Source organism: Aeromonas bivalvium (genome assembly GCF_046078285.1).
GTDB classification, from domain to species: domain Bacteria; phylum Pseudomonadota; class Gammaproteobacteria; order Enterobacterales; family Aeromonadaceae; genus Aeromonas; species Aeromonas bivalvium.
On sequence record NZ_JBGXBV010000005.1, the window covers coordinates 193,874 to 218,555 of the forward strand.

Sequence of the window (24,682 nt, forward strand, 5' to 3'; positions counted from 1 at the left end):
GCGATTGCTATAACCGGGGTTGGTAACATCGTGTTTGACCACAATGTTCGGCATATCGCTGGCAACAGCGCTGGTCGCCGACCACTCTGATGCCTCGACGTCGAAACAGGGCTACCTGCCTCAGCCACTGTGATTCATCCAATCCAAGGCGCTGCATGATGGGAGCCAGGGCGGCGGGAATATATCCTCGCTTGTCGGCTCTGATGGCCCTCCCAGTCCAATCCACCAGGGTCAGATAGTCGGCAAAACCGCAAGGCAGCGCCTCGGATTCATTCTTGGCTGAGAAAGGGAGCAGCCGCAGGGCAGATTTTGCATCCGCTGTCGAATCTTCAATTCGCTGCTTGATGCTGGTGTAGTCACTCTCTTCTGGCATATCAGCAATACCCGCCCGAACCGGGTTGAGATCCACATATGTCATACAAGAAAGCAGAGCGGTTTCAGTCAGCAATGCCTGGCTCTTAAAGCGCCCCTCCCAGAAGTGGCCTTTACAACCATCCTCCTGATTGGCTTGACGAGCCAGGGATTCATTCAGCAGACGCACCAACCAGCTGATGGAATAAAGGCGTTCGCGCCATTGTGCTATCAGCGACTGCACCACGGCTTGTTCCGGGACCAGGAGTGCTTCCTCCTGATACCAGCGGCGCAGCAAAGGAGGCCATTGGAACAAAACGGCCCAGCGCTCCGCCACCTCGCGATCACTCCAGCCCTTGGCTTTATCGGGTGCCACCTTGAGCACCAGATGATAGTGATTGCTCATCACCGCATAGGCGCAGATCTCGATGGCGAATACCTGCGAGAGCAAGCCCAGCTTGTCGACCACCCACTGCCGCCTGTGCTCATAAGTCTGGCCAGAATGACTATCTTCCCCACACAGGAAGGCCCGCCGCACACAGCGACTGACCACATGGTAATAGAGCGTATCTTCCAGACTGATTTGACGTAAACGGGCAATGGTCATGGGGCTTTCCTCCAGTATCACGACGTAAGCCAAGATCAGTACACGAACCCTGTCAAAGCCTGGAGATTGGTGGGTGTCCCAGATTTCCCGACCCATTTATCAGTGGGCAGAAGATAGGGGGGATTTGTGAGGAAAGAATGAGGTTGTGTGAAGTCTGGGTGAAGTCAGGGAAAAGTCCGGAAAAATCGGCAGCGACCTCCTGTTCGCGAACGTCCGAATACGCTTCGCTATTCGGATATATGGTCTTAATCTAAGCCTCTATCTTATATGATTCACATCGACCACTCACACAGAGGTTTCATTCAAAGCTCAGGCAAGGTTACACTAGACAGACTTAAGTGAGATTTATAAACTTTATTAACAAATTAAATGTGATTTAAATATGAAAGAAATTTTCAACGATTTTGTAAACGGCAACGCAACTACAAAACTGTCAATAATATCGAATGTATCAACAATTCTTGGAGTATCTGTAGCTACTTTTGTTGCTGGACCATTTCTCAGTAAATTTGCAGAGATGGAGTTTATTGTAAGCGATTTCATTATCGCAATAACATTTTACTTCATTTATTTATGGCTGGCAGCTAGCACCATTTACTTTTCAATAAAAGAGTTAATCAATAGTGCGCGCAATAGAAACACATCAGATATAATAACAAAAACCATTCAGCTCTTATTAATTCTGTGGGCTGCCATCGTTATATTCCCACATGCAAAATATTACACCGGGAACATTTTCAACACTAGTTATCTTTTACCTCCCCCTGCAAAAAAGGCTATATCAGGCTTATCGAAAATAAAAGTCGATGAAAATGATTCAAACATTACAGTGCAAGGTGAAATTATATTTCATAAGGGCATGAACGGTTCTGATTATGAGCTAGTGCTTTATAAAAAAAATGACGCTGGGGTTTATACTCCAATAGAGATGTCTAACCGTGAAGATTCATTCCGACTAAGTCAGAACGGTCAATTTACAATGCCTTTCGATACTCGTTACAATAAAATTAATGATCCTGCATTGGTTATCTATAGATCAGCAGACTGGTCGCTAACTACTTATATGACCTCACAACAGGGATACCCTGAAGGAATGACTCAATTACCATCTTCGGAAATGGATGCTCTCGACGCTTATGTTTTTTTCCTAAAGCACAAACCAATTCATATTAAATAGACATTTAACCACTGGTTTCAAAACTATTAACTATGAATTATCTCTTATAGAAGCTTATCCAAGCTATATAGAAAAAATGTTACCACTTCCAATGTCGTTTCTCATGAGGCACCTACTGTATACCCAAGGATCCACCATTGATGGTGATAATCTTTAATTAGCTGATGATACAAGCATGAGTAATAAATAAGCACAAGATACGAACCAGACAACATAGGGAATAAAAACCACCCGCATAACGGGTGGTTTTTTTATTCTCTCAGAATGACTCCGAGAGATTTAACTCACACCAACAATCACCCCAGCGGCGGCGTGCGCGGCGGCACCATACGCTTGCTGCCGGTGGACTCGAAGGCCGAGGCGACGCGCAGCAGGTTGTTGTCGTCATAGGCGCGGCCGGCGAAGGTCAGGCCCACCGGCATACCGATATCGGCCATGATGCCCATGGGGACGGTGACGGTCGGCACGCCGAGATGGCGAATGGCGAGGTTGCCGTTGGCAACCCAGATGCCGTTGCTCCAGGCGATATCGGCGGAGGCCGGATTCACGTCCGCGTCAGCCGGGCCGACGTCTGCCACGGTCGGGAACAGCACGGCATCGAGCTCGAGCCCGTCCATCCAGTCCTCCAGATCCAGCTTGCGGGTCTGCTCCAGGCCGCGCAGGCCGTCCGGCACCGATGCAATCTCGTCCCAGGATTTCAGGCCGCGCTTGGCCATATTGACGTACTCGTCCATGCCCGCCGCCAGATCGCCCTCGCGGTTCGGCAGAGTGCCCGGATCGTGGGGGAAGATCTGGGGGCCATCGACATCGGCCAGCTTGTTCAACTTGGGATCGCCGTTGGCGCGCAGGAAGTCGTCGAACGCCCAGCCGGAGAGCTCCCACAACTCGTCGTTGAGAAACTCCGGTGACACTATGCCGCGATTGAACACGGTGGGCGCGCCGGGTCTGTCCCCTTCGCAGTTGGAGACCAGCGGGAAGTCCACTTCGACAACGATGGCGCCAGCGGCTTCCAGCGCCTGACGGGCCTGTTCCCACAGGGCAATCACGGAGTCGCGGGTATGGATGCGCTGACCGGTCGGGCCGCCGATGCCGGGGTGCTCGCTGGTGCCAGCCAGCTCATCCTTGTTGATAAACATGCGCGGCACGCCGAGGCGCTTGCCCTTGAGGGCATCGGGCTTGGCAGCCAGATCCAGATAGGAAGCCGGACGCACCTCGGAAGCCTTGGGGATCTTGACCCAGGGCTGCAGGCGCCAGAGATCCCCACGGGTGTCGGCATCGTCGGCCACCACTACATCCAGCACTTCCAAGAGATCGTTCATGGTGCGGGCATAGGGCACCACCACATCCATGGTCGGGGTCAGCGGCCAGTTGCCGCGCACCGAGATGACGCCACGGGACGGTGTGTAGGCGCACAACCCGTTGTTGGAAGCAGGGCCACGGCCGCTCGACCAGGTCTCTTCGGCGAGACCGAAGGCGGCGAAGCTGGCCGCAGTGGCGGTACCGGCGCCGTTGGAGGAGCCGGAGGCGAAGGGCGCGGTGAGATACTCCGCGTTATAGGGGCTCTCGGCACGGCCATAGACGCCGCGCTGCATGCCGCCATTGGCCATGGGGGGCATATTGGTTTTGCCGAGGCAGATGGCACCGGCGGCGCGCAGGCGCTCAACGGTAAAGGCATCGCGCTGGGCCACCAGATCCTTGAAGGCCGGGCTGCCGGAGGCGGCGGTCAGCCCCTTGACCAGATAGCTGTCCTTGGCGGTGTAGGGGATGCCGTCGAGCGGCCCCAGGGTTTCGCCACGGGCACGGCGCGCATCGGACGCTTGCGCCTCTTTCAGGGCATCGGGGTTGGGCACCACGACGGCGTTGAGGCGGGTCTGTGTCTCGGGGCCATTGTAGGCCTCGATCCGGGCCTGATAGGCCTCGACCAGTTCGACCGCAGTGGTGCGGCCTGATTCGAGCGCACCGCGCAGCTCGGCAATGGAAACCTCTGTCACTTCGATCATGTTGATCTCCTGTAGAAGGGTGACTATTTGTCATGATGATCGCCGCATCGGCGCCTGCGACCATCACACCATCAAGGGATAAAACCCCACGGCGTGGGGTTTTGAATACTCACCGGAACCGGTTTACGACCCGTCGCGAGAGGTCGTCAGCAAGGTGAAGAGCAGCACAGGAACCGGAGCGTATAAACATACGTGAGCCCTCGGTTTCACATAAGCGAGCAGCACATGAGCCTTGATCACGGCCTCGCAGCAGGATCGTCATCCGGTTCTTACTGGCCGGAAGGGATCTGCTGAGTAATGCAGTGGATATTGCCACCGCCCAGCAGGATCTCGCGGGCTGGCACGCCGACCACTTTGTGCTCGGGGAAGATCTCTTCCAGAATGCGCTGGGCTTCGCCATCGGTGGCGGCATCCAGCAGCGGGTAGACGATGCGATCGTTGGTGATAAGGAAGTTCACGTAGGAGCCGGCCAGACGACCTTCTGCCTCGCGCGGCACACCGGTGCCGCTCTCGACGCCGGCGGACTCCTCCTCGGTGCAGTAGAGCGGGCCCGGCTGGGGCAGCTTCCACACTTTCAGCTTGCGACCCTTGGCATCGACCGCCGCTTCCAGCACCTTGAAGGCGGCCAGGGAGCGGGCGTACTGGGGATCGTTCTCATCGTCGGTCCAGTGCAGGGCCACTTCACCCGGGCGCACGAAGCAGCACATGTTGTCGATGTGACCATCGGTCTCGTCCATGTAGACCCCTTCGTCCAGCCAGATAAAGCTGGTGACACCCAGATAGTCGCGCAGGTGCGCTTCGATCTGCGCTTTGCTCAGGTGCGGGTTGCGGTTTTCGTTGAGCAGGCACTCGGCCGTGGTCATGCAGGTGCCTTCACCGTCCACATGGATGGAGCCCCCTTCCAGAATGAGCGGCGCGGCGTAGCGATCCATGCCGTGCTGCTCCAGCATCTGGGCCGCCACCTTTTCATCCTGATCCCAGGGGTAGTAGAGACCGCCCTTGTGACCGCCCCAGGCGTTGAAGCCCCAGTCCACGCCACGGCACTCGCCGGCGGCGTTGGTGACCACGGTCGGGCCTGTGTCCCGGGCCCAGCAGTCATCGCTGGCCATCTCCACCAGGGTGACGTGGGCGGGCATGATGGCGCGGGCCTGCTCCATAAACTGGGCGGGCACCCCCATAAAGACCGGAGTGGCTTGCCCGATGGCATCCGCCACCTTGGCGAAGGTTTCTTGCGCGAAGCGACCGGCGACGCGCCAGTTGTCCGGGCGGAACGGCCAGATCATCCAGACGGCCTGCTGGTGCGCCCACTCGGCGGGCATGGTGAAGCCGTCGGCGGCCGGAATGGAGTTGATGGTCTTGATGCTCATCGCAAGGCTCCTTGCATGGATTGAGGCCCCCGATTTACCTGGGAACCCTGGAAAAATAACAGTGGGTCGCAGTGTAAGAAGTTGCGTGCCCATCCATCAAATGAATAGGATGGATTGTCCCATAAACACGGCGAATAATCCCCCCATGAAACTGCACCAGCTCGACCTCAATCTGCTGCTCGCCTTTGACGCCCTGATGACACAAGGGAGCGTGACCCGCGCCGCCGAGTCGCTCTTTATCAGCCAGCCCGCCATGAGCCATGCCCTCAATCGCCTGCGGGCCTTCTTTGACGATCCGCTCTTGGTGCGCACCCCCCAGGGGATGCTGCCGACGCCCCGGGCCCAGCGGCTGCATCTGGGGGTGCAGCAGGTGCTGCGGCTGCTGGAGCAGCAGCTCAGCGAGGAGGAGCTGTTCGAGCCGCGCCAGTCGAAACGCCGCTTCGTGCTCTGCACCACGGACTACGTGGAGTGTGTGCTGATCCCGCCGCTCATCCAGCGCCTCAGGAGGCTGGCGCCCGGGGTCACCATAGAGATCCGCATCCTGCGCGACACCTTGCCGGAGGCGGAGCTGGCAAGCGGCGAGATAGACCTGGTGCTGGGGTTTGACGAGTATATGCAGGTGCCGGGGTATCTGGGCAAGGAGACCTGGCTCACCGAGCCCCTGGCCGGGTTGGTGCGCGCCACCCTGGAGCTGGAGGAGGAGCGCATCACCCTCGATCAGCTTATCGAGATGCCCCATGTGTTCCACTCGCCGCTCGGCACCTCGGAGGCGAGCCTCGACCGCTATTTGCAGAGCCTGGGGCACAGTCGCACCATCTCGGTCAACAGCCAGAGCTATATGTCCGCCGCCGCCATCGTCAGCCAGAGCGACCACCTGCTGGTGCTGCCGAGCATGGTGGCCGAGCTGCTCGCCACCCACTGGCCGCTGAAAAGCCTGCCCCTGCCCGAAGACGTGCCCGATTATCATCTCAACTGCGTCTGGCACCCGGTGCATGCGCAGCAACCGGCGTTGATCTGGTTGAAAGAGCTGATGAAGGAGTTGGTGAGCCCGGTTTGAGCCCGCTGCGTCTGGCTGCTCCTCCCCCTCATCCCCAGCCCTTCTCCCGAGGGGAGAAAGGGGGCAAACAACCCGGCTGCGAGGGTCATTCCCAGAAACAACAAAGGCTCCCGCAGGAGCCTTTGTTGTTTCCCTCTCCCTTGTCAGGCCCGCAGGGCGGCCATGATCTGGCTGACCACATTGCCAAGCAGCTCGGGCTCGGGGCGGCACTGGCCGACGGTGACCAGCCCCTGGATGCTGACCAGCAGGAAGGCGGTCAGGGTCGTGATGGCCGCATCCGAGCCAAGCTGGCCCCCGGCCCTGGCCTGCTCCAGCACGGCGGCCAGGTCGGCCTCCAGCTCGCCATAGCTTCCCTTGAGCCGCAGGCGCAGCTCCTCATCCTGCTCGGCCAGCTCCACCAGGGTGCGGGTCACCAGGCAGCAGCCTCCCAGGGTGTCGCTCACCACCTGACGCAGGAAGGCCTCTATGGCCGCCAGCGGCTCCCCTTGCGCAAACAGGTCGCGACGGCTGGCCCGCTTGCTCGCGATGTAGTGATCCACCGCCGCCAGCAGCAGGCCGCGCTTGTTGCCAAAGGCCGCGTACAGGCTGCCCGGGTGCAGACCCGTCGCCGCCACCAGTTCCTGCATGGTGGTCTTGGCATAGCCCTTGGCACGAAACGCCTCCATGGCATTTCGCAAGACGGTCTCGCGGTTGAACTCGGCACTGCGCATCGGGTTTCCTGTGACGGGGGCTGGGGTGGCGGCAAGTCTACCCCAGGGAGAGGGTCAGGCCAACCTATCTTGAACAAGCATTCAAAAAAGAGTTGCGCCCGAGGCAAAAAACATCTTGAATGCACGTTCAAGAATCATCGCCCAGGACACTCACCCATGCACACCCTGTTTCAACCCTATCGCCTCAACGCCAGTCTGACCCTGGCCAACCGCTTCATGATGGCCCCCCTCACCCGCTGCATGGCGGGCCCGGGCCTGGTACCGACCGAGCAGATGGCAGCCTACTATGGTCGCCGCGCCGATATCGGCCTCATCATCTCCGAGGCCACCATCATACGCCCGGATGGCCAGGGCTATCCCAATACCCCGGGCATCTACAGCCCCGAGCAGATTGCAGGATGGAAGAAGGTGACCGATGCCGTACACGCCAAGGGGGGCAAGATCTTCGCCCAGCTCTGGCACGTGGGCCGCCTCTCCCACCCCTTCTTCCATCAGGCCGAGGTGCTGGCCCCGTCCGCCGTCGGTTTCGAGGGCTCGGTGCCGCGCATGCGCGAGCTGGCATATCAGGTGCCCCGCGCCCTGACGGTGGCAGAAATCGTCCAGCTGGTCGAGGATTACGCCCAGGCCGCCGCCAACGCCATCGAGGCGGGCTTCGATGGTGTGGAGATCCACGGTGCCAACGGCTACCTCATCGATCAGTTCCTGCACCACGCCAGCAACCTGCGCAGCGATCAGTACGGCCAGACCCCGGAGAACATGAGCCGCTTCCCCCTGGAAGTGGTGGATGCCATCAACGCCCGCATCGGCTCGGATCGGGTGGGGCTGCGCCTCTCTCCCGGCGCCTATGTGCACCTGGAAGGGGATGCCCGGGATCGCGCCGTGTTCGACCACCTGCTGGCCGAGCTGAATCACCGCAATCTGGCCTATGTGCACCTGGGCATCTTCGATGACAGCCTCACCTTCGACTACCTGGGGGGTCGCGCCTCCGATTATCTGCGCGAGCACTACGACGGTCACCTGGTGGGGGTGGGCAACTACAGCGCCGAGACCGCAGCCCAGGCCATCAAGGCCGATCGCTTCGACCTCGTCGCCATTGGTCGCCCCCTTATCGCCAACCCGGACTACCTCGCCAAGGTGAAACAGGGGGAGGCGCTGACCCCTTATGCCGACACCATGCTGGCCGAACTGGTTTAAAAAACCGGCCCTGACCCGGCTCTGTTGCTGACACCAGGCGTGCGGAGCGGGTGCAAGGCACACCGAATACCCGCTGACCAACGGTGGCCGATACCCGCTCGCCCCGTGGATATGACCCGGCGAGCCGCTCCCCTCGTTCGCCCTGCCGACCAAGGATGGGATCCGCGCCCGATACAGGCGCGGGTTTCCAATGTTTGGGCCCCCTCCCGGGCCCTTTTTTCTGCCCGCTCTCCCCTGCCCCTTCCTACCCCATCACACCTGTGCAGAAAAGAAGTTGCCATCAACAACCAGTTGACTATATTGGTTGCTGATGACAACCAAACAAGGATTATCACAGATGGATCCCCGTCCCCTGCGCGCCCTGTCGCGCGAGCTGGTCCGCGAACTCGGCATGCTCTCCCAGCAGTGTGGTTCCCTGGCCCTCAGTCCCCTCGAGGCCCACCTGCTCATCGAGCTGGAGAGCGGCCCCGCCACCAATCAGCAGCTCGCCGACCGCCTTCGCATCGACAAGTCCAACGCCAGCCGCCCCCTGGCTCGTCTGGCGGAGCGGGATCTGATCGCCTGGCAGCCCCATCCCTCGGATGGGCGCAGCAAGGAGGCACAGCTGACCGCCTTTGGTCAGGATCAGCTAAAGGAATTGCACCGGCAGATGGACGAGACCATGGCCGAGGCCCTGGCCCAGCTCTCCCCCGCCGAGAGCGAACAGATCTGGGAGGGGATGCGGCGCTATCGCAGCGCCCTCTCCCGCGCCCGCCGCCAGCAGGGGTACGTCATCCGCCCCATCACCCCGTCCGACAATGCCCGGATCGCCGCCGTGATCCGCGCCGTCTCCGCCGAATACGGCCTCACCGCCGACAAGGGCTACGGGGTGGCGGATCCCAACCTCGATTTTCTCCACGAAACCTATCGGGGGGAGCGCAGCCGCTACTGGGTGATAGAGGGGCCGGACGGCACCCTTCTCGGCGGCGGCGGCATAGCGCCGCTGGCGGGGGCAACGGATGTGTGCGAACTGCAGAAGATGTACTTCCTGCCCGCCCTGCGGGGGCTCGGGCTGGGACGACGGCTGGTGCTGCTGGCCCTGGCCGAGGCCCGCGCCCTGGGTTACCAGCGCTGCTATCTGGAGACGACCGAAGTCTTGCGCGAAGCCACCACCCTCTACGAGTCTCTGGGGTTCGAGCACCTGCCGGGCCCCCTCGGCTGTACCGGTCACGACGCCTGCGAGATCTGCATGGTGCTCGAACTCTGAGTCCTCCCTGAGCCGGGCCCATCCCCTTCCTCTATCCCAGAGGGAAAAAAAGAGACCCCGCCGCAGCGGGGTCTCTTGCATGGTGCCAAAACCGGCCTCAGTGCTCCTTGACCGCAGCCCCGGTGTCCCGCTCGGCGAGAAGCAGTGGCCGCCTGGCCCAGAAGCCGGCCAGCAGGGAGCCGGACAGGTTGTGCCAGACCGAGAACAGGGTGCCCGCCACCGCGGAGGCCGGGGTGAAGAACTTCATGGCCAGCGCCGTGGCCAACCCCGAATTCTGCAGCCCCACCTCGAAGGCGACGGTGCGGCAGATCCGCTCCTCGAAGCCCAGCCAGCGGCTGACCCAGTAGCCAGCCGCAATGCCGATGCCGTTGTGCAGGACCACCGCCAGCGCCACTATGGGACCGATGGCGGCGAACTGGCCCGCGTTGAGGGCGACCACGATGGCGATGATCATGATGATGGCGGCCATGGAGACGAGGGGCAGCACGGGCTCGATACGCGCCGTCAGGGAGTGGAGGAAGACATTGGCCACCACCCCGAACACCACGGGGACCAGCACTATCTTCACCAGGCTCAGCAGCATGTCCAGCACCGGCACGTCGACGCTCTTGCCGGCCAGCAACTGCACCAGCAGGGGGGTGACGAGGACACCAAGCAGGGTGGAGAGGGCCGTCATGGTGATGGAGAGGGCCACGTCCCCCTTGGCCAGATAACACATCACGTTGGAAGAGGTGCCACCGGCGACGCTGCCCACCAGCACCATGCCCACGGTCAGCTCGGCATCAAACCCCAGCAGCAGGCTGACCAGCAGGGCCGCCAGCGGCATCACGCTGAACTGCAATACCAGCCCGAGTCCGATGGCCTTCTTGTTGTTGACCACGTCGAGGAAGTTCTGGGGTCTGAGGGTCAGCCCCATGGCCAGCATGATGATGGTCAGCAGCGGCACTATCTGGCCCTTGAGGCCGACGAAGGGCTCGGGCTGCCAGTAGGCCAGCAGGGAAAACAGCAGGGCCCAAAGCGGGAAGAGGTGGGTGATGCGTCCAAGCATGATGATCTCCTGATCCGAAAGTCAAACGCGGGCAAAAAAAGAAGGCCCGTCGGGCCTTCTCTTATATCAGTTTTTGCAGAGTACGTGCGCGTCTTATATCAGTGCTCGCGAGTCTGGCGGAACTGGACGTCCGGGTGACGCTCCTGGGAGAGACGCAGGTTGACCATGGTCGGCGCTATGTAGGTGAGGTTGTCACCACCATCCAGGGCCAGGTTGACCTCGTTCTTGCGCTTGAACTCCTCGAACTTCTTGACGTCGGTCCCTTCCACCCAGCGGGCGGTGGCGACGTTGACCGCCTCGTAGATGGCCTCGACGTTGTACTCGCTCTTCAGGCGCGAGACCACCACATCGAACTGCAGCACACCCACAGCGCCGACGATGAGGTCGTTGCTGATGAGCGGACGGAACACCTGCACCGCGCCCTCTTCGGAGAGCTGCACCAGCCCCTTGAGCAGCTGCTTCTGCTTGAGGGGGTCACGCAGGCGGATGCGGCGGAACAGTTCAGGCGCGAAGTTCGGGATGCCGGTGAACTTCAAGTCCTCACCCTGGGTGAAGGTGTCGCCGATCTGGATGGTGCCGTGGTTGTGCAGCCCTATGATGTCGCCGGCGCAGGCTTCGACCGCCTGCTCCCGGTCACCGGCCATGAAGGTGACGGCATCGGAGATGTTCACATCCTTGCCCAGGCGCACGTGGCGCATCTTCATGCCCTTGGAGTAGGTGCCTGATACGATGCGCATGAAGGCGATACGGTCCCGGTGTTTCGGGTCCATGTTTGCCTGGATCTTGAACACGAAGCCGGAGAATTTCTCCTCGGTCGCCTCAACGAGACGGCTCTCGGCCTTGCGCGGCATGGGGGCCGGCGCCCAGTCGGTCAGGCCGTCCAGCATGTGGTCGACGCCGAAGTTGCCGAGCGCCGTCCCGAAGAAGACTGGGGTCATCTCGCCGGCGATGAAGGCCTCATGGTCGAACTCGGGGGAGGCGCCCTGCACCAGCTCCAGTTCACCGCGCAGCTGGGCCGCCAGATCCGGGCCAATGGCGGCGTCCAGTTCCGGGTTGTTCAGCCCCTTGACCACCCGCTTCTCCTGGATGGTGTGGCCCTGACCGCTCTGATACAGATAGGTCTCGTCCTTGTAGAGGTGATAGACCCCCTTGAAGGACTTGCCGCAGCCGATGGGCCAGGTGATGGGGGCGCACATGATGTTGAGCTCGCGCTCCACCTCATCCATCACTTCCATGGGATCGCGCACTTCGCGGTCCAGCTTGTTCATGAAGGTGAGGATGGGGGTGTCCCGCAGCCGGGTCACTTCCATCAGCTTGCGGGTCCGGTCTTCAACACCCTTGGCGGCGTCGATGACCATCAGGCAGCAGTCGACCGCCGTGAGAGTACGGTAGGTATCTTCGGAGAAGTCCTCGTGACCCGGGGTATCGAGCAGGTTGACCAGGCAATCGGCGTAGGGGAACTGCATCACGGAGGTGGTGATGGAGATGCCGCGCTGCTTCTCCATCTCCATCCAGTCGGACTTGGCGTGCTGGCCCGAGCCACGGCCCTTGACGGTACCGGCGCGCTGAATGGCCTGTCCGAACAGCAGGACCTTTTCGGTGATGGTGGTTTTACCCGCATCCGGGTGCGAGATGATCGCAAAAGTGCGTCTCTTGGAGACTTCACTCAGAAATTCAGCTGACATAATTCGACGTTCTTCTATTGAGCGGCGGCCTCGAGCCACCGTGGGAATAAATCCGGGATGCCGCATTCGACTCACGGCACCAATATACGCAACAGACAGGCTCAGGCTGGCCGCTGGCCAACCCGGCGAAAAAAGCGGGAACGTTGCGTTACATGGGTCTTCTCGCCTGAGTCAAAGCAAAATTGCGCGGCATTATACCCGCGCGGGTGAAAAATACCCAGCCCGGATGCGCCGGATCTCCCCCGGCGTCCGGCGGTCAGTCGGCCAGGCAGACCCGATCCCGACCTGTCTCCTTGGCGCGATACATGGCCTCGTCGGCGCGATGCACCAGCTCGGTCAGGCTCTCTCCTGGCCGGAACTCGGCACAGCCGATGCTGACCCGGATCGGATGGTCCGCCGGCAACGCCTCGACCCTGAGCCCGGCCACCCGGGTCCGGATCCGTTCCGCCGCCTCCGCCGCCTCAGCCAGCACGGTATCGGGCAGCAGCACCAAGAACTCCTCGCCGCCGTTGCGCCCCACCCTGTCCAGGCTGCGCAGCTCACCGGCAATCCGCTTCGCCACCGCCACCAGCACCCGATCACCCGCATGATGGCCCCAACCGTCATTGATCTGCTTGAAATGGTCTATGTCGATGAGCATCAGGGAGCAAGGTTGTTGCTGGGCCCGCGCCTGGGCCAGCATGGCCTCCCCCTTGGCCTGGATCTGGCGCCGGTTGTGGATACCGGTCAGCTCGTCCGTCATGGCGAGCCGCCGCAGCTTGCGACTGCGGCCCAGCTGGTAGAAGGTCAATCCCAGCAGCGGCAGCAAGATGAGGGCCGTGACCAGGGTCTGCCAGTGGCGCCGCTCCTGCAAGCGATCCAGTTGCTGGGTCTGCAACGCCTGCTGGCTCTTGAGAGCCTCGTTCTCCGCCTCCTTGCGAGCGAGATCGAATTCGAAGCGCATCTGGATGGACCTCTGCTCGCCGAGCTGATGCTCCAGGGACTCCTGGGTCGTCACATAATGCCTGAGGGCCTTGAGGGCGGCATCGGTCTGCCCCTGCTGCTCCAGGATCCTGGACTGGACCCGATAGATGGTCGCGAGGAAGCGCTGGTTATCCTCCTGGCGGAAGATGGGCTCCGCCAGCGCCAGGAAATAGAGCGCCCGCTCGAGATCCCCCTCGGCCTCCTCCAACAGGCCCATCACCAGCCGCCATTGCCCCAGGGTCGCGGCATCCGTCTCCTGATCACGGTTGAGCAGCAGATCGGCCTGCTGCAACCTGGCCCTGGCCTCCTCCTTCCTGCCGAGCTTGAGCAGGCTGTGGGCCACCTCGGTCAGGGCCCAGGCCTCGTCCATCCGCTCGCCACTGGCCTTGAAGTGGCTGGCCGCCTCCTCGAACAGGGTCAGGGCCTCGTCGTACCGGTCCGTCTCCGTATAGAGGATGGCCAGCTGAGCCCGGATCATCGTCAGACTTGCGGCGTCCCCCTGCTGCTCATAAGCCTGCTCCAATGCCTTGAAATACTCCTGCGCCCGTTCGAATACCCCCATGCGCCGGTAGGTATTCGCTATCTCCCCCATCATCTTGAGCCGCCAGCGCTCCAGACCGAGTCGCTCATAGAGGTCATGGGCCACCAGCTGATCCCGCAGGCCCGCCGCCAATCCTCCCTGGTAGGCCAGCATGCCGCCGCGATAGCCGAGGGCATCGGCCTCGAGGCGCTGCTCTCCCGCGGCCCGGGCCAGGGAGAGGGCGAGATCATAATCCAGGCGAGCACGGGCCATCTCCCCCAGCAGCTGGTTGTGCCAGCCCCGGCAGATGAGCAGCGCCGATTCCGTCACCCTGTCCCCCTCCTGGCGCGCCTGGAGCAGTGCCTTGCTGGCGAAGGTGATGGCGGCGCTGTAGTCACTGCTGTTCTCCGCAGGCAGCGCCCAGCATTGCAGCCGTACCAGTCGCCCCTGAAGGGGGCTGGCGGGGTCGATCCGCCGCGCCAGCGCCTCGACCCGGCGCAACCGCTCCCCCTGGGATTGAACATTGTTTTCCAGCTGGGTGAGCTCGCCGAGCAGGGCTTCCTCGGCCGGATCGCTCCCAAGGGCATCGAGGGGGGCTGCCAGCAACAGACAGAGCAACCAGGGAGAGACGGGGTGTGCGCCTATGATGGGCCTCCTGTGGCATTTCGTTGATAAATCGGAGAATTGGGCCCTTTCATCATATCCTGACTCGACCTGACACATGGTGAAAAAAACAGCCATCTCCTCTATAGTCAGCCCGTTGGCACGCCAGGGAGCGCAGACATGCCGCACTTATCCCCATGGTCGGCTCGTCAAGAAGAGACCCTTCTTGTTCCAGCCTGGTGAAGGCAACACGTATTGGCAGTAGAGGCACCCAGGTGACAGAGAAGGTACCCCAGGATTACGAGACGCTGCTGGCCGCCTATCACAGGCTGCAACAGGAGAACGAGCGACTGAAGCGCATCGCCGACGACGCGCTGGAGAAGCTGGATGCCGCCAGTGACGGCACCGGCCTGTGCATCTGGCAGAATCATGTGCCCACCGGCAAGCTCATCATATTCAATCGGCGTTGGGGCGCCATGCTGGGCTATCAACCCAAGGAGCTGGAGGCCCACTTCGACTCCTGGCGCGATCACCTGCACCCGGAAGACAGGGAGCGGGTGTTGCAGGCCTTCTTCGATCACCTCAGCGGCAAGACCCCCTTCTATCAGGCGCTGCACCGCATGCTGTCAAAAGAGGGCAAGGTGACCTGGGTGCTGGACCGGGGCCGGGTGGTGGAGCGGGACGCCGACGGCAATCCCCTGCGGGTCATGGGCTCCCACATAGACGTCACCCACGAGAAGGAGTACGAGCTGCAACTGGCCCAGCTCGCTCACCGGGATCCCCTCACCCACCTGCTCAACCGCGCCGCCCTGCAGCGCCAGTTTCCCGGCGAGCACCAGACGCTCTGCTTCATCGATCTCGATGACTTCAAGCAGGTCAATGACAGCCTGGGTCACAGGACAGGTGACGAGCTGCTGGTCGAGCTGGCGCACCGCCTCAAGCGTCAATGTCCGCAAGAGGCGGTCATCGGCCGTCTCGGTGGCGATGAATTCATCCTGCTGCTGCCCTGGCCATGCCAGGACAGGCGCACCCAGCAGCTGGCACTGGCGTGCCAGCAGGCCATCTCGGCCCCCTTCCCCCTGGCCAACGGTGAGGCTCGCATCGGCCTGAGCATGGGCATAGCCCAGATCCGCCCCCAGGATGATTTCGGCTCGGCCCTGGCCCGGGCGGACAAGGCCATGTATCGGGTCAAGCACGCAGGCAAGGGGGGATTCCACATCGCCCAGCCCAGCGGTCAGCCCCTGCTGGATCAGGAGCAGGTCAACGAGCGGGCCCTCGATTATCGGAGCCAGCCCCTGCCCTGACCGGGCAACCCCTGTTTCAGCTGCGCTGCCAGCGCCGCAGCAGGCGGCCGCGCAGGCCGCAATCGAGCAGCCAGCTTCTGTCGAAGACCCGCAGCAGGGCCGGTTTGGCGTGGCGGGACATGGCGACGGCGTGAAACCGGGTGCCCCGGGCGCGCTGGTTGTCCATCTGCGCCACCAAAGAGGCGGGCAGGCGCTGGGCGATGAAGTCGGAGATCACCAGCACGTCCGCCAGCTCGAAGGCGGGGGCCTGCAACTGGCGCAGGGCGGCACTCAGGCAGGGCAGCAGATCGGTGCCGCCGTTGAAGGTCATGGCGAGGAAACGCTGGGCCTCATCGAGGCCATCGGCATCGGTCAGCTCGAAGCTGGCCACATCGGTGGAAAACAGCATCACGAAGCAGCGCCGCTGCTCGCTCAGGGCCAGCTGCAACAGGGCCAGGGCCAGGGCCTTGGCGCACTGCTCGGGATAGCCCCCCATGGAGCCCGAGGTATCGATGCAGACGATCACGGGCCCCATGGGTTGCAGCTCCCGCTCCCCCTGGCTCGTGGTGCGAGGCAGCAGCTGTTGCCTGGGCAGGGTGCCCCTGGCCTGATAACTGAGCAGGCGCCGCTCCAGGTAACGGCGGTAGAACTCCAGCTCCAGCTCGGGGATCCCCAGCATCACGGCTTCGCTCGGCAGCATGCGCATCAGGTCGCTGCCCTGATGAATGCCCACCAGATCGTCGGGCACGTCGTCACTGAGCACGGACTCCTGGATCAGGGTGGGCTGGGGCGGCTGGGGCCTGTCCTCCTGCTCCTGGCTGTGCAGGCTGCGCCCCATGCTCTGGGCTATCTCCTGCAACATGGGCTCCTTGCCCAGCATGGCCGCATACTGGCGGATCAGCACCAGGGAGGCGGGCTGCCAGCGTCCCTGGGCCAGGTTCCACAGGCCGCCCGCCGTACGCCGCTGGGGATCCAGCACCTGCTCGAGCTCCTCGCTGGCCCCTATCTGATCCTCCAGCTCCTGTTGCAACCTGAGCCGCTCAGCCTCAGCCAGCTGCTGCTGCAGGCGCAGCAGGGCCCCCACCAGGCTGGCGCGCCATCGTTCGAGCAGCAGGCGCCGGGTCCCTTCCACCGGGTGATCCACCAGCTGATGGGCCAGCTGACGCCCCTCGTCGGCGAAGTCGCTGCCCCGCTCCAGGGCGCTGAGCAGGGTCGGCAACTCGGCCACCAGCCGGGGCAGGGAGAGGGAGAGAAAGTGCTGATAGAGCAGGAACTCCTGCTCCAGTACCGGCGGCACCGGGGTATGGGCTATGGTGTCGTTCACCTGATGGCGCCAGCGCTGCAACCGCTGCTTGAGGGCGCGGCCCTGGGCCTTGCCCAACCGGATGAAGCGGGATATCTGGGTACTGGCCAGCAGGGCGACCACCATCTCTGACACCATCTCTCCCTCCGAGATGGCCAGCAAGGTGCTCATGGTGCCGATGTCGAGCATTCAGCCCTGCTCCCCGCACAGCAGCGGCAGGCGCCCCTGCCACTGGGCCAGCTGCTCCGCCGTCTGCTCCAGCTCGCGGGTCAGGGTGAAGAAGCCCTCCTCGACGATCACCAGCCAGCGCGAGTCGAGAAAATGGTGGGGCTGATGGCCGTCGAAACGCTGGCGCTGACGGCGCAGATCGGTGCGCAGGGCCATCAACTGCTCGTTGAGGCTGGCGATCGCCTTGTACCAGGGCTCGCTGACGAGGCCGGGCAAGGGGGCGCGGCGCACCAGCACCAGGGGGATGGGGTGACGCTGACTGTCGAGCAGGTGCAGCCGCTGTTCGCCGTCCAGTTCCAGTTCCAGGGTCAAGCCCGTCTTGCTGCCGACGGGATGAAACAGCACCTGGTCACCCTGCTGCCAGTGGCCGAGCACCACCTTGTCGCACTCCAGGGTCTGCACCAGCAGATCCGGCTCCTCCGGGCTGAGCCTGGCCGGGGCGAGCAGGTGCAGCTGGATCTGCAGGCCCCGTTCCCCCTGCTTGTCGGCCTCATCCAGGGGCAGGCGCCATCCCTTGCCGCGCTTGCCCAGCATCCCCTTGCCGGGCTCTGCCTTCAGGGCCAGCCGGGCGCTCATCTGCAGCTGCAACTCCTGCAGGGCGGAGGTGATGGCCAGGTGGCGGGAGATGAGCGTCTGCTGCTGGTAACAGTGCAGGCGGGCAAATTCCTCCATCAGGGTGAGCAGGGCCGCGCGGCTCTCGCCGTTGTGCCACAGGCAATCCTTGAGCAGCAGCAGATCCAGGGGCGCCACCTCGGAGCGGCCATGGAAGAAGGCGCTCGCCTTGCACAGTCTGACCGCCTTCTTCCAGCGTCGGTCCGAGACATAGCAGGGCTCGTCGCCGAGATGGTCGAGGCGCTGGCGCAGCCGATAGATGAGCTCGAACACCTCGTCTGGCAGAGTCACCTGCTCTATCTGGTGCTGCCAGGACTGATACTCCTCGCTGTGGATCTGCAAGCTGGCCGTGAGCTGGCGCGGATTGGCCCCGTCGCTGGCCAGCATGGCCTGAAAGTTGGATTTTTCCTGCACCCTGTCCATCCAGATCCGCACCAGCATGCGGTCATAGAGGGCCTCCAGCCCGCTGTCCGGGGCGGGCAGTTCGTTGGAGGCGCTGATCAGCAGGCGCATCGGAATGGGCAGCGTCTCGTCGCCGTTGCGAAACTGGCGCTCGTTGATGGCGGTCAGCAGGGTGTTGAGGATGGCGGGCCCCGCCTTCCAGATCTCGTCGAGGAACACCACCTCGGCCTGTGGCAGATAGCCTGCGGTCAGGCGCAGGTACTTGCCCTCCTCCTTCAGGGCCTGGATGGAGAGGGGGCCGAACACCTCCTCCGGCGTGCTGAAGCGAGTCATCAGGTATTCGAAGTGGCGCGCATCAAAGAAGGCCAGCTTGAGGCGCCGCGCGATCAGGCTCTTGGCGATGCCCGGGGGGCCAAGCAGGAAGACGCTCTCCCCCGAGAGCGCGGCCAGCAATCCGAGCCGCAGGGCGTCCTGGCGCTCATAGAGCCCCTCGCCGAGGGCCGTCAGCAGGCTGGGCAGGCGTTCATGAATGGGCGCGACACGGGCAGAGCTGTGGACAGAAAGTGGCATAGAAGAGCATTCCGACGCTGGGATCTGGACAATCCCGGTTCACGCCATGGCAACCAGGCGAGCCGGGGGTGGTTTGATTATGATGTTGGCTGTTTCTGGCCTGCTTGCCAAGCCATGCCGTCAGGCCAAGGCGGAGGATGCAGAAAAAGGCGTTCGAGTGTACCCTGCACCACACACTTTTCCCCAACCCAGATCAAGAGCGAGTCATCCTCATATGCAAGATCCCGTTCGCCAGCGCATCCTGGCCCGCATCGGCATCCAGGGCTGGCAGCTCAGACGTCCGCAGCTGCTGGCAGGCAAGGAGAGCGAGGCGGCCACCGAGGCGAGCCTTGGCGACGCGCTCCCGGCCGGCAAACTCTGGGTGCGGGCCCAGACCCTGCCGTCCCCCGCCCTGCTCGATGACGTCTGCCGGCTGCTCGGGATCGCCCCCCATGAGGTGAGCCTGCTAAGTGGCATACCGGAACAGGCGACGCCGCCGCTGCTCTGGCTCACCGAGCCGGATCCTCGCTGGCCCCAGGCCCTGATCTGTTCCCTCAGCCCGGATGCGGCCGGCAAGCGGGCCCTGTGGCAACAGCTGCGCCAGCGGCTGCCGGTACACCAGGAGAACGGGGCATTGTGATCGGCCCAGTGCCGCAATGCAGCCCGGCCCCCTCATCTTTACCAAACTTTACAGTTGGCTGGCGAGACCTCTGCCCGCCGTCACCGGAGTGACCATGCACCGCTTTCGTCCCCTGCTCGAGACCGATTTCGCCCTTGTCTATCCCATAGAGCAGGCCGCTCATCAGGAGCCCTGGAGCCAGGCCAATCTGCTCTCCTGCTTCGGGCCGCGCTACCTCAACGGCCTGATGCTGGTGGAGGGGCGCCCCGCCGGCTTCTATATCTCGGATCTGGTGGCGGGGGACAGCTCCCTGATGAACATCTGCGTGCATCCTGACTTTCAGGGCAAGGGGCTGGGCCGGGCGCTGCTCAAGGAGTATCTGGCCCGCAGCAAGGCGAAGGGGGCCGAGGCCTGGTTTCTCGAGGTGCGAGCCGGCAACGTCGCCGCCATCAGCCTCTACGAGAGCGAGGGGTTCGCCGAGTATTGCCGCCGGGCCGACTACTATGGCTGCGGTCCGGAGCGGGAAGATGCCGTGCTGATGTCCCGCCTGTTCGACTTCGGCTGACGGCTCGGGCGACTCACGGCTGCGCGGCACCAAACACCGGATCTGCCAGGGCCAGGGTCGTGCGCAGCACGGCATCGAAGCCGACGGCCGACCATGGGCCATGAAGCAGCTGGCACGCCAGAAACTCACGGCTGCACGACATCAAACACCGGATCTGCCAGGGCCAGGGTCGTGCGCAGCACGGCATCGAAACCGACTGCCGACCATGGGCCATGAAGCAGCTGGCACGCCAGAAACTCACGGCTGCACGACATCAAACACCGGATCTTCCAGGGCCAGGGTCGTGCGCAGCACGGCATCGAAACCGACTGCCGACCATGGGCCATGAAGCAGCTGGCACGCCAGAGAAATTCACGGCTGCGCGGCGCCAAACACCGGATCTTCCAGGGCCAGGGTCGTGCGCAGCACGGCATCGAAGCCGACGGCCGACCATGGGCCATGAAGCAGCTGGCACGCCAGAAACTTACGGCTGCACGACATCAAACACCGGATCTTCCAGGGCCAGGGTCGTGCGCAGCACGGCATCGAAGCCGACGGCCGACCATGGGCCATGAAGCAGCTGGCACGCCAGAAACTCACGGCTGCACGACATCAAACACCGGATCTTCCAGGGCCAGGGTCGTGCGCAGCACGGCATCGAAACCGACGGCCGAGAGCGGCATGAAGAAGCCCCGTCGGTAGGTCACCCCCGGCATCCAGATCTGCTGGATATCCACCACTATCTGCACCGGCTTGAGGGGGCCGCCCGCCTGCTGCAGATAGATGCCGGGAGGCGTCTTCACCTTGGGAAAGCGGCGCAGCACCCGATCACTGCCATCTCCCGCCCCCGGGTTGAGCCGCACCTTGGCCAGCCCCGCCAGGGTCGACGCCATGGCAGGATCCTGCCACAGCATCTTGTCCAGCAACTTGCAGCGCCGACACTTGTCCGCCTCTATCACATAGAGCATGGCCATGCCGGACTCCCGGGCGAGCTGCTGGGCCCGCGCCTCCCCCTGCTCGCCCCTGAGCCAGGGGTTGCCACTGTGCCGGGCGCCCTGGCTCCACCAGTACCAGCCCAGTCCTCCCGCCACCAGCAGCAGCACCAGCGCCCCTGCCAACCCTGTTGCCAGATGTTTCATCGTGCAGCCTCCGCCAACCACCTCCCACTGTTATCGCCGATTTTGATTGATTTGGCAGCAAAATCCGCGCTTTCTGATCCCGGACAAAACAGCGCACACTTGTAAGCCGTAATATTAGAGTTTACACTCCAGCGCGATTTTCACGCCCCTGCCGGGCGTGGCGCTCTCATTGAGGATCTATTGATGTCGCAGCTTCATTTGGTTCATCTGCTTCGCGAACGCATCGCTCGCCTCGGCAATAAAGCCGCCCTGCGGGTGCAACAGGATGGCCAGTGGCGCGCCATCGGCTGGCGTACCCTGGGCCAGGCCATGGACTACTGTGCCCAGGCGCTGATCCGCGCCGGCCACCAGCCCACCGAGATGGTCGGCCTCTATGCCCGCAACATGCCGGAATGGACCCAGGCCGATCTCGGCATCCTGGCCGCCCGCGGCGTCAGCGTGCCCATCTACCCCACCAGCACCCTGGATCAGCTGCGTTATATCGTCAAAGACGCCGGCATCAGGCTGTTGTTCGTCGGCGAACAGCCCCAGTTCGATCAGGCGCTCCACTTGCTCAAGGCTGGCGAGATCAACCAGATAGTCACCCTGGACTGCACCGTCGATCTGCGCGGCTGCGAGCAGGCGAGCCACTTCCAGAGCTTCCTGGTCTCCGGCAATCATCTGCCGAGCGAGCAGGCACTGCGGGAGCGCGAGCAGCAGTACCGCATGGACGACCTGCTGACCCTGATCTACACCTCGGGCACCACGGGTGAACCCAAGGGGGTCATGCTCGACTTTGCCAACATGGCCGCCTGCTTCGAGATGCATGATCGCCGCCTGGACCTTGACGAGCAGGATGTGTCCCTGTGCATGCTGCCGCTCAGCCATGTGTTCGAACGCGCCTGGAGCTACTACGTGCTCTATTGCGGCGCCGAGAACGTCTACATCCGCGATCCCCAGCAGGTGATGGAGGTCATCGGCGAGGTGAAACCCACCGTGATGTGCGCCGTGCCACGTCTCTACGAGAAGGCCTACGCCCTGATCCAGGCCAAGGTGGCCAAGGCGCCGCCCCTGCGCCGCGCCCTGTTCGGCTGGGCCACCCGAGTCGGCAGCCAGATGGTCGCCACCCGCCAGGCGGGCGAGCGCCCCTCCCCCCTGCTCTCTGGCCAGATCTGGCTCGCCGAGCGGTTGGTGTTTCGCAAGCTGCGCGAACGCTTCGGCGGCCGCACCCGCTTCCTGCCGGTGGCGGGCGCCCGCCTCGCCGACGACGTCAACCTCTTCTTCCAGGCCATGGGGTTCAACCTCCAGTACGGCTATGGCATGACAGAGACCACGGCTACCGTCTGCTGCTATGACGACGCTCGGTTCAAGCTGGGCTCCATCGGCACCGTCATGGACGGCATCGAGGTCAAACTCGGCGAGCACAACGAGCTGCTGGTGCGCGCCCCCACTGTGATGCGCGGCTACTACAACAAGCCAGAGGCCACGGCCGAGGTGATGACGGCGGACGGTTTCCTGCGCACCGGCGATGCCGGCGAGCTGGACGGCGAGGGCAACATCTACTTCACCGAGCGTCTCAAGGAGCTGATGAAGACCTCCAACGGCAAGTACGTGGCGCCACAGCTGGTGGAAGGGACCATCGGCAAGGATCGCTTCATCGAACAGGTCGCCATCGTCGCCGATGCCCGCCACTTCGTGTCGGCGCTCATCGTCCCCTGCTTCGAGTCCCTGGAGGAGTACGCCCGCTCCATCAACCTGCAATACCAGTGCAAGAGCGAGCTGCTGCGCCACTCCAGGGTGGTGGAGTTCTTCGAGGCACGGATCGCTGACTTGCAAAAAGAGCTGGCCAAGTTCGAGCAGGTGAAGAAATTCACCCTGCTGCCGAGCGCCTTCTCCATGGAGCTGGGAGAGATCACCCCCACCATGAAGCTGCGCCGCAAGATCATCGAGTCCAAGTACCAGCGCGAGATAGAGGCCATGTACAACCACGTCTGATCCCGCGCTTCGGACACAAAAAAAGCCGCTCGATGAGCGGCTTTTTCATTGGGCGGGAAGAGATTTACTTCTTCTTCTTGGCCTTGGCGTTCGGCAGGTCGGTGATGGAGCCTTCGAACACTTCGGCGGCCAGACCCACGGACTCGTGCAGAGTCGGGTGAGCATGGATGGTCAGCGCCAGATCTTCGGCGTCGGCACCCATCTCGATGGCCAGACCGATCTCGCCCAGCAGCTCACCGCCGTTGGTGCCGACGATGGCACCCCCGATGACGCGGTTGCTGTCCTTGTCGAAGATCAGCTTGGTCATGCCGTCGGAGCAATCGGACGCAATGGCGCGGCCGGAAGCAGCCCAGGGGAAGGTGGCGACTTCGAAGTTCAGGCCCTGTTGCTTGGCTTCCTTCTCGGTCAGACCAACCCAGGCCATCTCTGGCTCGGTGTAGGCGATGGACGGGATCACTTTCGGGTCGAAGTAGTGCTTCTTGCCGGCGATGACTTCGGCCGCCACGTGGCCTTCATGCACACCCTTGTGGGCCAGCATGGGCTGACCGACGATGTCACCGATGGCGTGGATGTGAGCCACGTTGGTACGCAGCTGCTTGTCCACTTCGATGAAACCGCGCTCGTTGACGGCAACACCGGCTTTCTCGGCGTCCATCAGCTTGCCGTTCGGCACACGACCGACCGCGACCAGCACGTTGTCGTAGCGAACCGGCTCGGCCGGGGCGTGCTTGCCTTCGTAGGAGACGTACAGGCCGTCTTCACGGGCTTCAACTGCGGTGACCTTGGTCTCCAGCATGATGTTGAATTTCTTGGCCACGCGCTTGGTGTAGATCTTGACGATGTCTTTGTCGGCAGCCGGAACCAGCTGGTCGGCAAATTCCACCACGTCGATCTCGGAACCCAGGGAGGAGTACACGGTACCCATCTCCAGGCCGATGATGCCGCCACCGATGACCAGCAGCTTGCCAGGAACGGTTTTCAGTTCCAGCGCATCGGTAGAGTCCCATACGCGCGGATCGTCGTGGGGGATGAAGGGCAGCTTCACCGGACGGGAACCGGCTGCGATGATGGCGTTGTCGAAGGTGACGGTGGTCTTGCCGTCGGCGCCTTCCACTTCGAGGGTGTTCGGGCCGGTGAACTTGCCGAAGCCGTTCACGACCTGGACTTTACGCATCTTGGCCATGCCGGCCAGACCGCCGGTCAGCTGGTTGATGACCTTCTCTTTCCACAGACGCACCTTGTCGATGTCGGTCTGCGGGGCACCGAAGACGATGCCGTGCTCGCCCAGCGCCTTGGCTTCTTCGATCACTTTGGCAACGTGCAGCAGCGCCTTGGACGGAATGCAGCCCACGTTCAGGCAGACGCCACCCAGGGTGGAGTAACGTTCGACGATAATGGTATCCAGACCCAAGTCGGCCGCACGGAAAGCAGCGGAATAACCGGCAGGGCCAGCACCCAGTACTACGACCTGGGTTTTGATTTCTTTACTCATCATGACCTC

Annotated in this window: 22 protein-coding genes; 8 read left to right on the forward strand and 14 right to left on the reverse strand. The window is 62.6% G+C overall.

Annotated features, from left to right (window positions below):
* Positions 1 to 7 precede the first annotated feature (7 nt).
* Positions 8 to 958, reverse strand: coding sequence for a transposase (locus ACEUCR_RS13580; RefSeq protein WP_408790790.1), 951 nt, complete (start codon positions 956 to 958; stop codon positions 8 to 10).
* A gap of 382 nt (positions 959 to 1,340) precedes the next feature.
* On the opposite strand from ACEUCR_RS13580, the gene ACEUCR_RS13585 reads away from it, so the two are divergent.
* Positions 1,341 to 2,135 carry a hypothetical protein gene (locus ACEUCR_RS13585; RefSeq protein WP_408790793.1) on the forward strand — a complete coding sequence of 265 codons (795 nt, stop codon included), beginning with the start codon at positions 1,341 to 1,343 and terminating at the stop codon, positions 2,133 to 2,135.
* 296 nt (positions 2,136 to 2,431) lie between these two features.
* Here the strand turns inward: ACEUCR_RS13585 and ACEUCR_RS13590 are convergent, their stop codons facing one another.
* Both ACEUCR_RS13590 and aguA read right to left on the reverse strand, forming a co-directional pair.
* On the reverse strand, positions 2,432 to 4,135 hold the full coding sequence (locus ACEUCR_RS13590) for an amidase (protein WP_408790796.1): 1,704 nt from the start codon (positions 4,133 to 4,135) through the stop codon (positions 2,432 to 2,434).
* A 269-nt stretch (positions 4,136 to 4,404) separates the two neighbouring features.
* Positions 4,405 to 5,502: an agmatine deiminase gene (gene aguA, locus ACEUCR_RS13595; RefSeq protein ID WP_408790799.1), complete on the reverse strand. Its 1,098-nt coding sequence runs from the start codon at positions 5,500 to 5,502 to the stop codon at positions 4,405 to 4,407.
* A gap of 145 nt (positions 5,503 to 5,647) precedes the next feature.
* Here aguA and ACEUCR_RS13600 point away from each other — a divergent pair, with 145 nt between their 5' ends.
* Complete coding sequence (locus ACEUCR_RS13600) at positions 5,648 to 6,559, forward strand: LysR family transcriptional regulator (protein WP_408790802.1); 912 nt, start codon at positions 5,648 to 5,650, stop codon at positions 6,557 to 6,559.
* A 143-nt stretch (positions 6,560 to 6,702) separates the two neighbouring features.
* On the opposite strand, the gene ACEUCR_RS13605 is transcribed toward ACEUCR_RS13600, so the two are convergent.
* The gene (locus tag ACEUCR_RS13605; protein WP_042001775.1) at positions 6,703 to 7,269 is read right to left on the reverse strand and encodes a TetR/AcrR family transcriptional regulator; all 567 of its coding nucleotides are present in this window, start codon (positions 7,267 to 7,269) and stop codon (positions 6,703 to 6,705) included.
* Between the two features lie 156 nt (positions 7,270 to 7,425).
* Here ACEUCR_RS13605 and ACEUCR_RS13610 point away from each other — a divergent pair, with 156 nt between their 5' ends.
* Positions 7,426 to 8,463 (forward strand): alkene reductase, encoded by a 1,038-nt coding sequence (locus ACEUCR_RS13610; RefSeq protein WP_111873111.1) that lies wholly within the window; start codon positions 7,426 to 7,428, stop codon positions 8,461 to 8,463.
* A 337-nt stretch (positions 8,464 to 8,800) separates the two neighbouring features.
* On the forward strand, positions 8,801 to 9,709 hold the full coding sequence (locus tag ACEUCR_RS13615) for a bifunctional helix-turn-helix transcriptional regulator/GNAT family N-acetyltransferase (RefSeq protein WP_408790804.1): 909 nt from the start codon (positions 8,801 to 8,803) through the stop codon (positions 9,707 to 9,709).
* 97 nt (positions 9,710 to 9,806) lie between these two features.
* Here ACEUCR_RS13615 and ACEUCR_RS13620 read toward each other — a convergent pair whose 3' ends face one another.
* The 3 genes from ACEUCR_RS13620 to ACEUCR_RS13630 form a co-directional block, all read right to left on the reverse strand.
* Positions 9,807 to 10,757 (reverse strand): bile acid:sodium symporter family protein, encoded by a 951-nt coding sequence (locus tag ACEUCR_RS13620; RefSeq protein ID WP_392441381.1) that lies wholly within the window; start codon positions 10,755 to 10,757, stop codon positions 9,807 to 9,809.
* Positions 10,758 to 10,855: 98 nt separating this feature from the next.
* A complete protein-coding gene (gene prfC / locus ACEUCR_RS13625; protein WP_455708728.1) occupies positions 10,856 to 12,445 on the reverse strand; it encodes a peptide chain release factor 3 in 1,590 nt (529 codons plus the stop codon).
* A gap of 253 nt (positions 12,446 to 12,698) precedes the next feature.
* Positions 12,699 to 14,531, reverse strand: a complete 1,833-nt coding sequence (locus ACEUCR_RS13630; protein ID WP_408790807.1) for a GGDEF domain-containing protein — start codon at positions 14,529 to 14,531, stop codon at positions 12,699 to 12,701.
* A gap of 272 nt (positions 14,532 to 14,803) precedes the next feature.
* Here ACEUCR_RS13630 and ACEUCR_RS13635 point away from each other — a divergent pair, with 272 nt between their 5' ends.
* The gene (locus ACEUCR_RS13635; RefSeq protein WP_408790810.1) at positions 14,804 to 15,832 is read left to right on the forward strand and encodes a diguanylate cyclase domain-containing protein; all 1,029 of its coding nucleotides are present in this window, start codon (positions 14,804 to 14,806) and stop codon (positions 15,830 to 15,832) included.
* Between the two features lie 16 nt (positions 15,833 to 15,848).
* Here ACEUCR_RS13635 and viaA read toward each other — a convergent pair whose 3' ends face one another.
* Together viaA and ACEUCR_RS13645 are read right to left on the reverse strand one after the other, a co-directional pair.
* Positions 15,849 to 17,303: an ATPase RavA stimulator ViaA gene (gene viaA / locus ACEUCR_RS13640; RefSeq protein ID WP_408760234.1), complete on the reverse strand. Its 1,455-nt coding sequence runs from the start codon at positions 17,301 to 17,303 to the stop codon at positions 15,849 to 15,851.
* Positions 17,304 to 18,926, reverse strand: coding sequence for an ATPase RavA domain-containing protein (locus ACEUCR_RS13645; protein ID WP_408790812.1), 1,623 nt, complete (start codon positions 18,924 to 18,926; stop codon positions 17,304 to 17,306).
* Between the two features lie 214 nt (positions 18,927 to 19,140).
* Here ACEUCR_RS13645 and ACEUCR_RS13650 point away from each other — a divergent pair, with 214 nt between their 5' ends.
* Together ACEUCR_RS13650 and rimI are read left to right on the forward strand one after the other, a co-directional pair.
* The gene (locus ACEUCR_RS13650) at positions 19,141 to 19,545 is read left to right on the forward strand and encodes a DNA polymerase III subunit psi (protein WP_042001750.1); all 405 of its coding nucleotides are present in this window, start codon (positions 19,141 to 19,143) and stop codon (positions 19,543 to 19,545) included.
* Between the two features lie 94 nt (positions 19,546 to 19,639).
* Complete coding sequence (gene rimI / locus ACEUCR_RS13655) at positions 19,640 to 20,089, forward strand: ribosomal protein S18-alanine N-acetyltransferase (RefSeq protein ID WP_408790815.1); 450 nt, start codon at positions 19,640 to 19,642, stop codon at positions 20,087 to 20,089.
* 13 nt (positions 20,090 to 20,102) lie between these two features.
* Here the strand turns inward: rimI and ACEUCR_RS13660 are convergent, their stop codons facing one another.
* The 4 genes from ACEUCR_RS13660 to ACEUCR_RS13675 form a co-directional block, all read right to left on the reverse strand.
* Positions 20,103 to 20,231 carry a hypothetical protein gene (locus ACEUCR_RS13660; protein ID WP_408790817.1) on the reverse strand — a complete coding sequence of 43 codons (129 nt, stop codon included), beginning with the start codon at positions 20,229 to 20,231 and terminating at the stop codon, positions 20,103 to 20,105.
* A gap of 209 nt (positions 20,232 to 20,440) precedes the next feature.
* A complete protein-coding gene (locus tag ACEUCR_RS13665; RefSeq protein WP_408790820.1) occupies positions 20,441 to 20,569 on the reverse strand; it encodes a hypothetical protein in 129 nt (42 codons plus the stop codon).
* Positions 20,553 to 20,681 carry a hypothetical protein gene (locus tag ACEUCR_RS13670; RefSeq protein ID WP_408790822.1) on the reverse strand — a complete coding sequence of 43 codons (129 nt, stop codon included), beginning with the start codon at positions 20,679 to 20,681 and terminating at the stop codon, positions 20,553 to 20,555. Before ACEUCR_RS13670 ends, ACEUCR_RS13665 begins: the two co-directional genes overlap by 17 nt.
* Positions 20,665 to 21,207 (reverse strand): thioredoxin domain-containing protein, encoded by a 543-nt coding sequence (locus ACEUCR_RS13675; protein ID WP_042001748.1) that lies wholly within the window; start codon positions 21,205 to 21,207, stop codon positions 20,665 to 20,667. Before ACEUCR_RS13675 ends, ACEUCR_RS13670 begins: the two co-directional genes overlap by 17 nt.
* A 183-nt stretch (positions 21,208 to 21,390) precedes the next feature.
* Between ACEUCR_RS13675 and ACEUCR_RS13680 the strand changes: the two genes are divergently transcribed.
* Positions 21,391 to 23,181: an AMP-dependent synthetase/ligase gene (locus ACEUCR_RS13680; protein WP_408790825.1), complete on the forward strand. Its 1,791-nt coding sequence runs from the start codon at positions 21,391 to 21,393 to the stop codon at positions 23,179 to 23,181.
* A 64-nt stretch (positions 23,182 to 23,245) separates the two neighbouring features.
* On the opposite strand, the gene lpdA is transcribed toward ACEUCR_RS13680, so the two are convergent.
* Positions 23,246 to 24,673: a dihydrolipoyl dehydrogenase gene (lpdA, locus tag ACEUCR_RS13685; RefSeq protein ID WP_042001742.1), complete on the reverse strand. Its 1,428-nt coding sequence runs from the start codon at positions 24,671 to 24,673 to the stop codon at positions 23,246 to 23,248.
* Positions 24,674 to 24,682: the final 9 nt, after the last annotated feature.

Excerpts from the sequence above, each read along its gene's own strand:
- ACEUCR_RS13615 (WP_408790804.1), top strand. The coding sequence starts at position 8,801 with ATGGATCCCCGTCCCCTGCGCGCCCTGTCGCGCGAGCTGGTCCGCGAA.
- ACEUCR_RS13620 (WP_392441381.1), bottom strand. The coding sequence starts at position 10,757 with ATGCTTGGACGCATCACCCACCTCTTCCCGCTTTGGGCCCTGCTGTTT.
- ACEUCR_RS13665 (WP_408790820.1), bottom strand. The coding sequence starts at position 20,569 with ATGTCGTGCAGCCGTAAGTTTCTGGCGTGCCAGCTGCTTCATGGCCCA.
- ACEUCR_RS13650 (WP_042001750.1), top strand. The coding sequence starts at position 19,141 with ATGCAAGATCCCGTTCGCCAGCGCATCCTGGCCCGCATCGGCATCCAG.
- ACEUCR_RS13660 (WP_408790817.1), bottom strand. The coding sequence starts at position 20,231 with ATGTCGTGCAGCCGTGAGTTTCTGGCGTGCCAGCTGCTTCATGGCCCA.
- ACEUCR_RS13675 (WP_042001748.1), bottom strand. The coding sequence starts at position 21,207 with ATGAAACATCTGGCAACAGGGTTGGCAGGGGCGCTGGTGCTGCTGCTG.
- viaA (WP_408760234.1), bottom strand. The coding sequence starts at position 17,303 with ATGCTCGACATCGGCACCATGAGCACCTTGCTGGCCATCTCGGAGGGA.
- ACEUCR_RS13610 (WP_111873111.1), top strand. The coding sequence starts at position 7,426 with ATGCACACCCTGTTTCAACCCTATCGCCTCAACGCCAGTCTGACCCTG.
- lpdA (WP_042001742.1), bottom strand. The coding sequence starts at position 24,673 with ATGAGTAAAGAAATCAAAACCCAGGTCGTAGTACTGGGTGCTGGCCCT.
- ACEUCR_RS13600 (WP_408790802.1), top strand. The coding sequence starts at position 5,648 with ATGAAACTGCACCAGCTCGACCTCAATCTGCTGCTCGCCTTTGACGCC.
- ACEUCR_RS13580 (WP_408790790.1), bottom strand. The coding sequence starts at position 958 with ATGACCATTGCCCGTTTACGTCAAATCAGTCTGGAAGATACGCTCTAT.
- ACEUCR_RS13680 (WP_408790825.1), top strand. The coding sequence starts at position 21,391 with ATGTCGCAGCTTCATTTGGTTCATCTGCTTCGCGAACGCATCGCTCGC.
- ACEUCR_RS13645 (WP_408790812.1), bottom strand. The coding sequence starts at position 18,926 with ATGCCACTTTCTGTCCACAGCTCTGCCCGTGTCGCGCCCATTCATGAA.
- ACEUCR_RS13670 (WP_408790822.1), bottom strand. The coding sequence starts at position 20,681 with ATGTCGTGCAGCCGTGAGTTTCTGGCGTGCCAGCTGCTTCATGGCCCA.
- aguA (WP_408790799.1), bottom strand. The coding sequence starts at position 5,502 with ATGAGCATCAAGACCATCAACTCCATTCCGGCCGCCGACGGCTTCACC.
- rimI (WP_408790815.1), top strand. The coding sequence starts at position 19,640 with ATGCACCGCTTTCGTCCCCTGCTCGAGACCGATTTCGCCCTTGTCTAT.
- ACEUCR_RS13590 (WP_408790796.1), bottom strand. The coding sequence starts at position 4,135 with ATGATCGAAGTGACAGAGGTTTCCATTGCCGAGCTGCGCGGTGCGCTC.
- ACEUCR_RS13605 (WP_042001775.1), bottom strand. The coding sequence starts at position 7,269 with ATGCGCAGTGCCGAGTTCAACCGCGAGACCGTCTTGCGAAATGCCATG.
- ACEUCR_RS13585 (WP_408790793.1), top strand. The coding sequence starts at position 1,341 with ATGAAAGAAATTTTCAACGATTTTGTAAACGGCAACGCAACTACAAAA.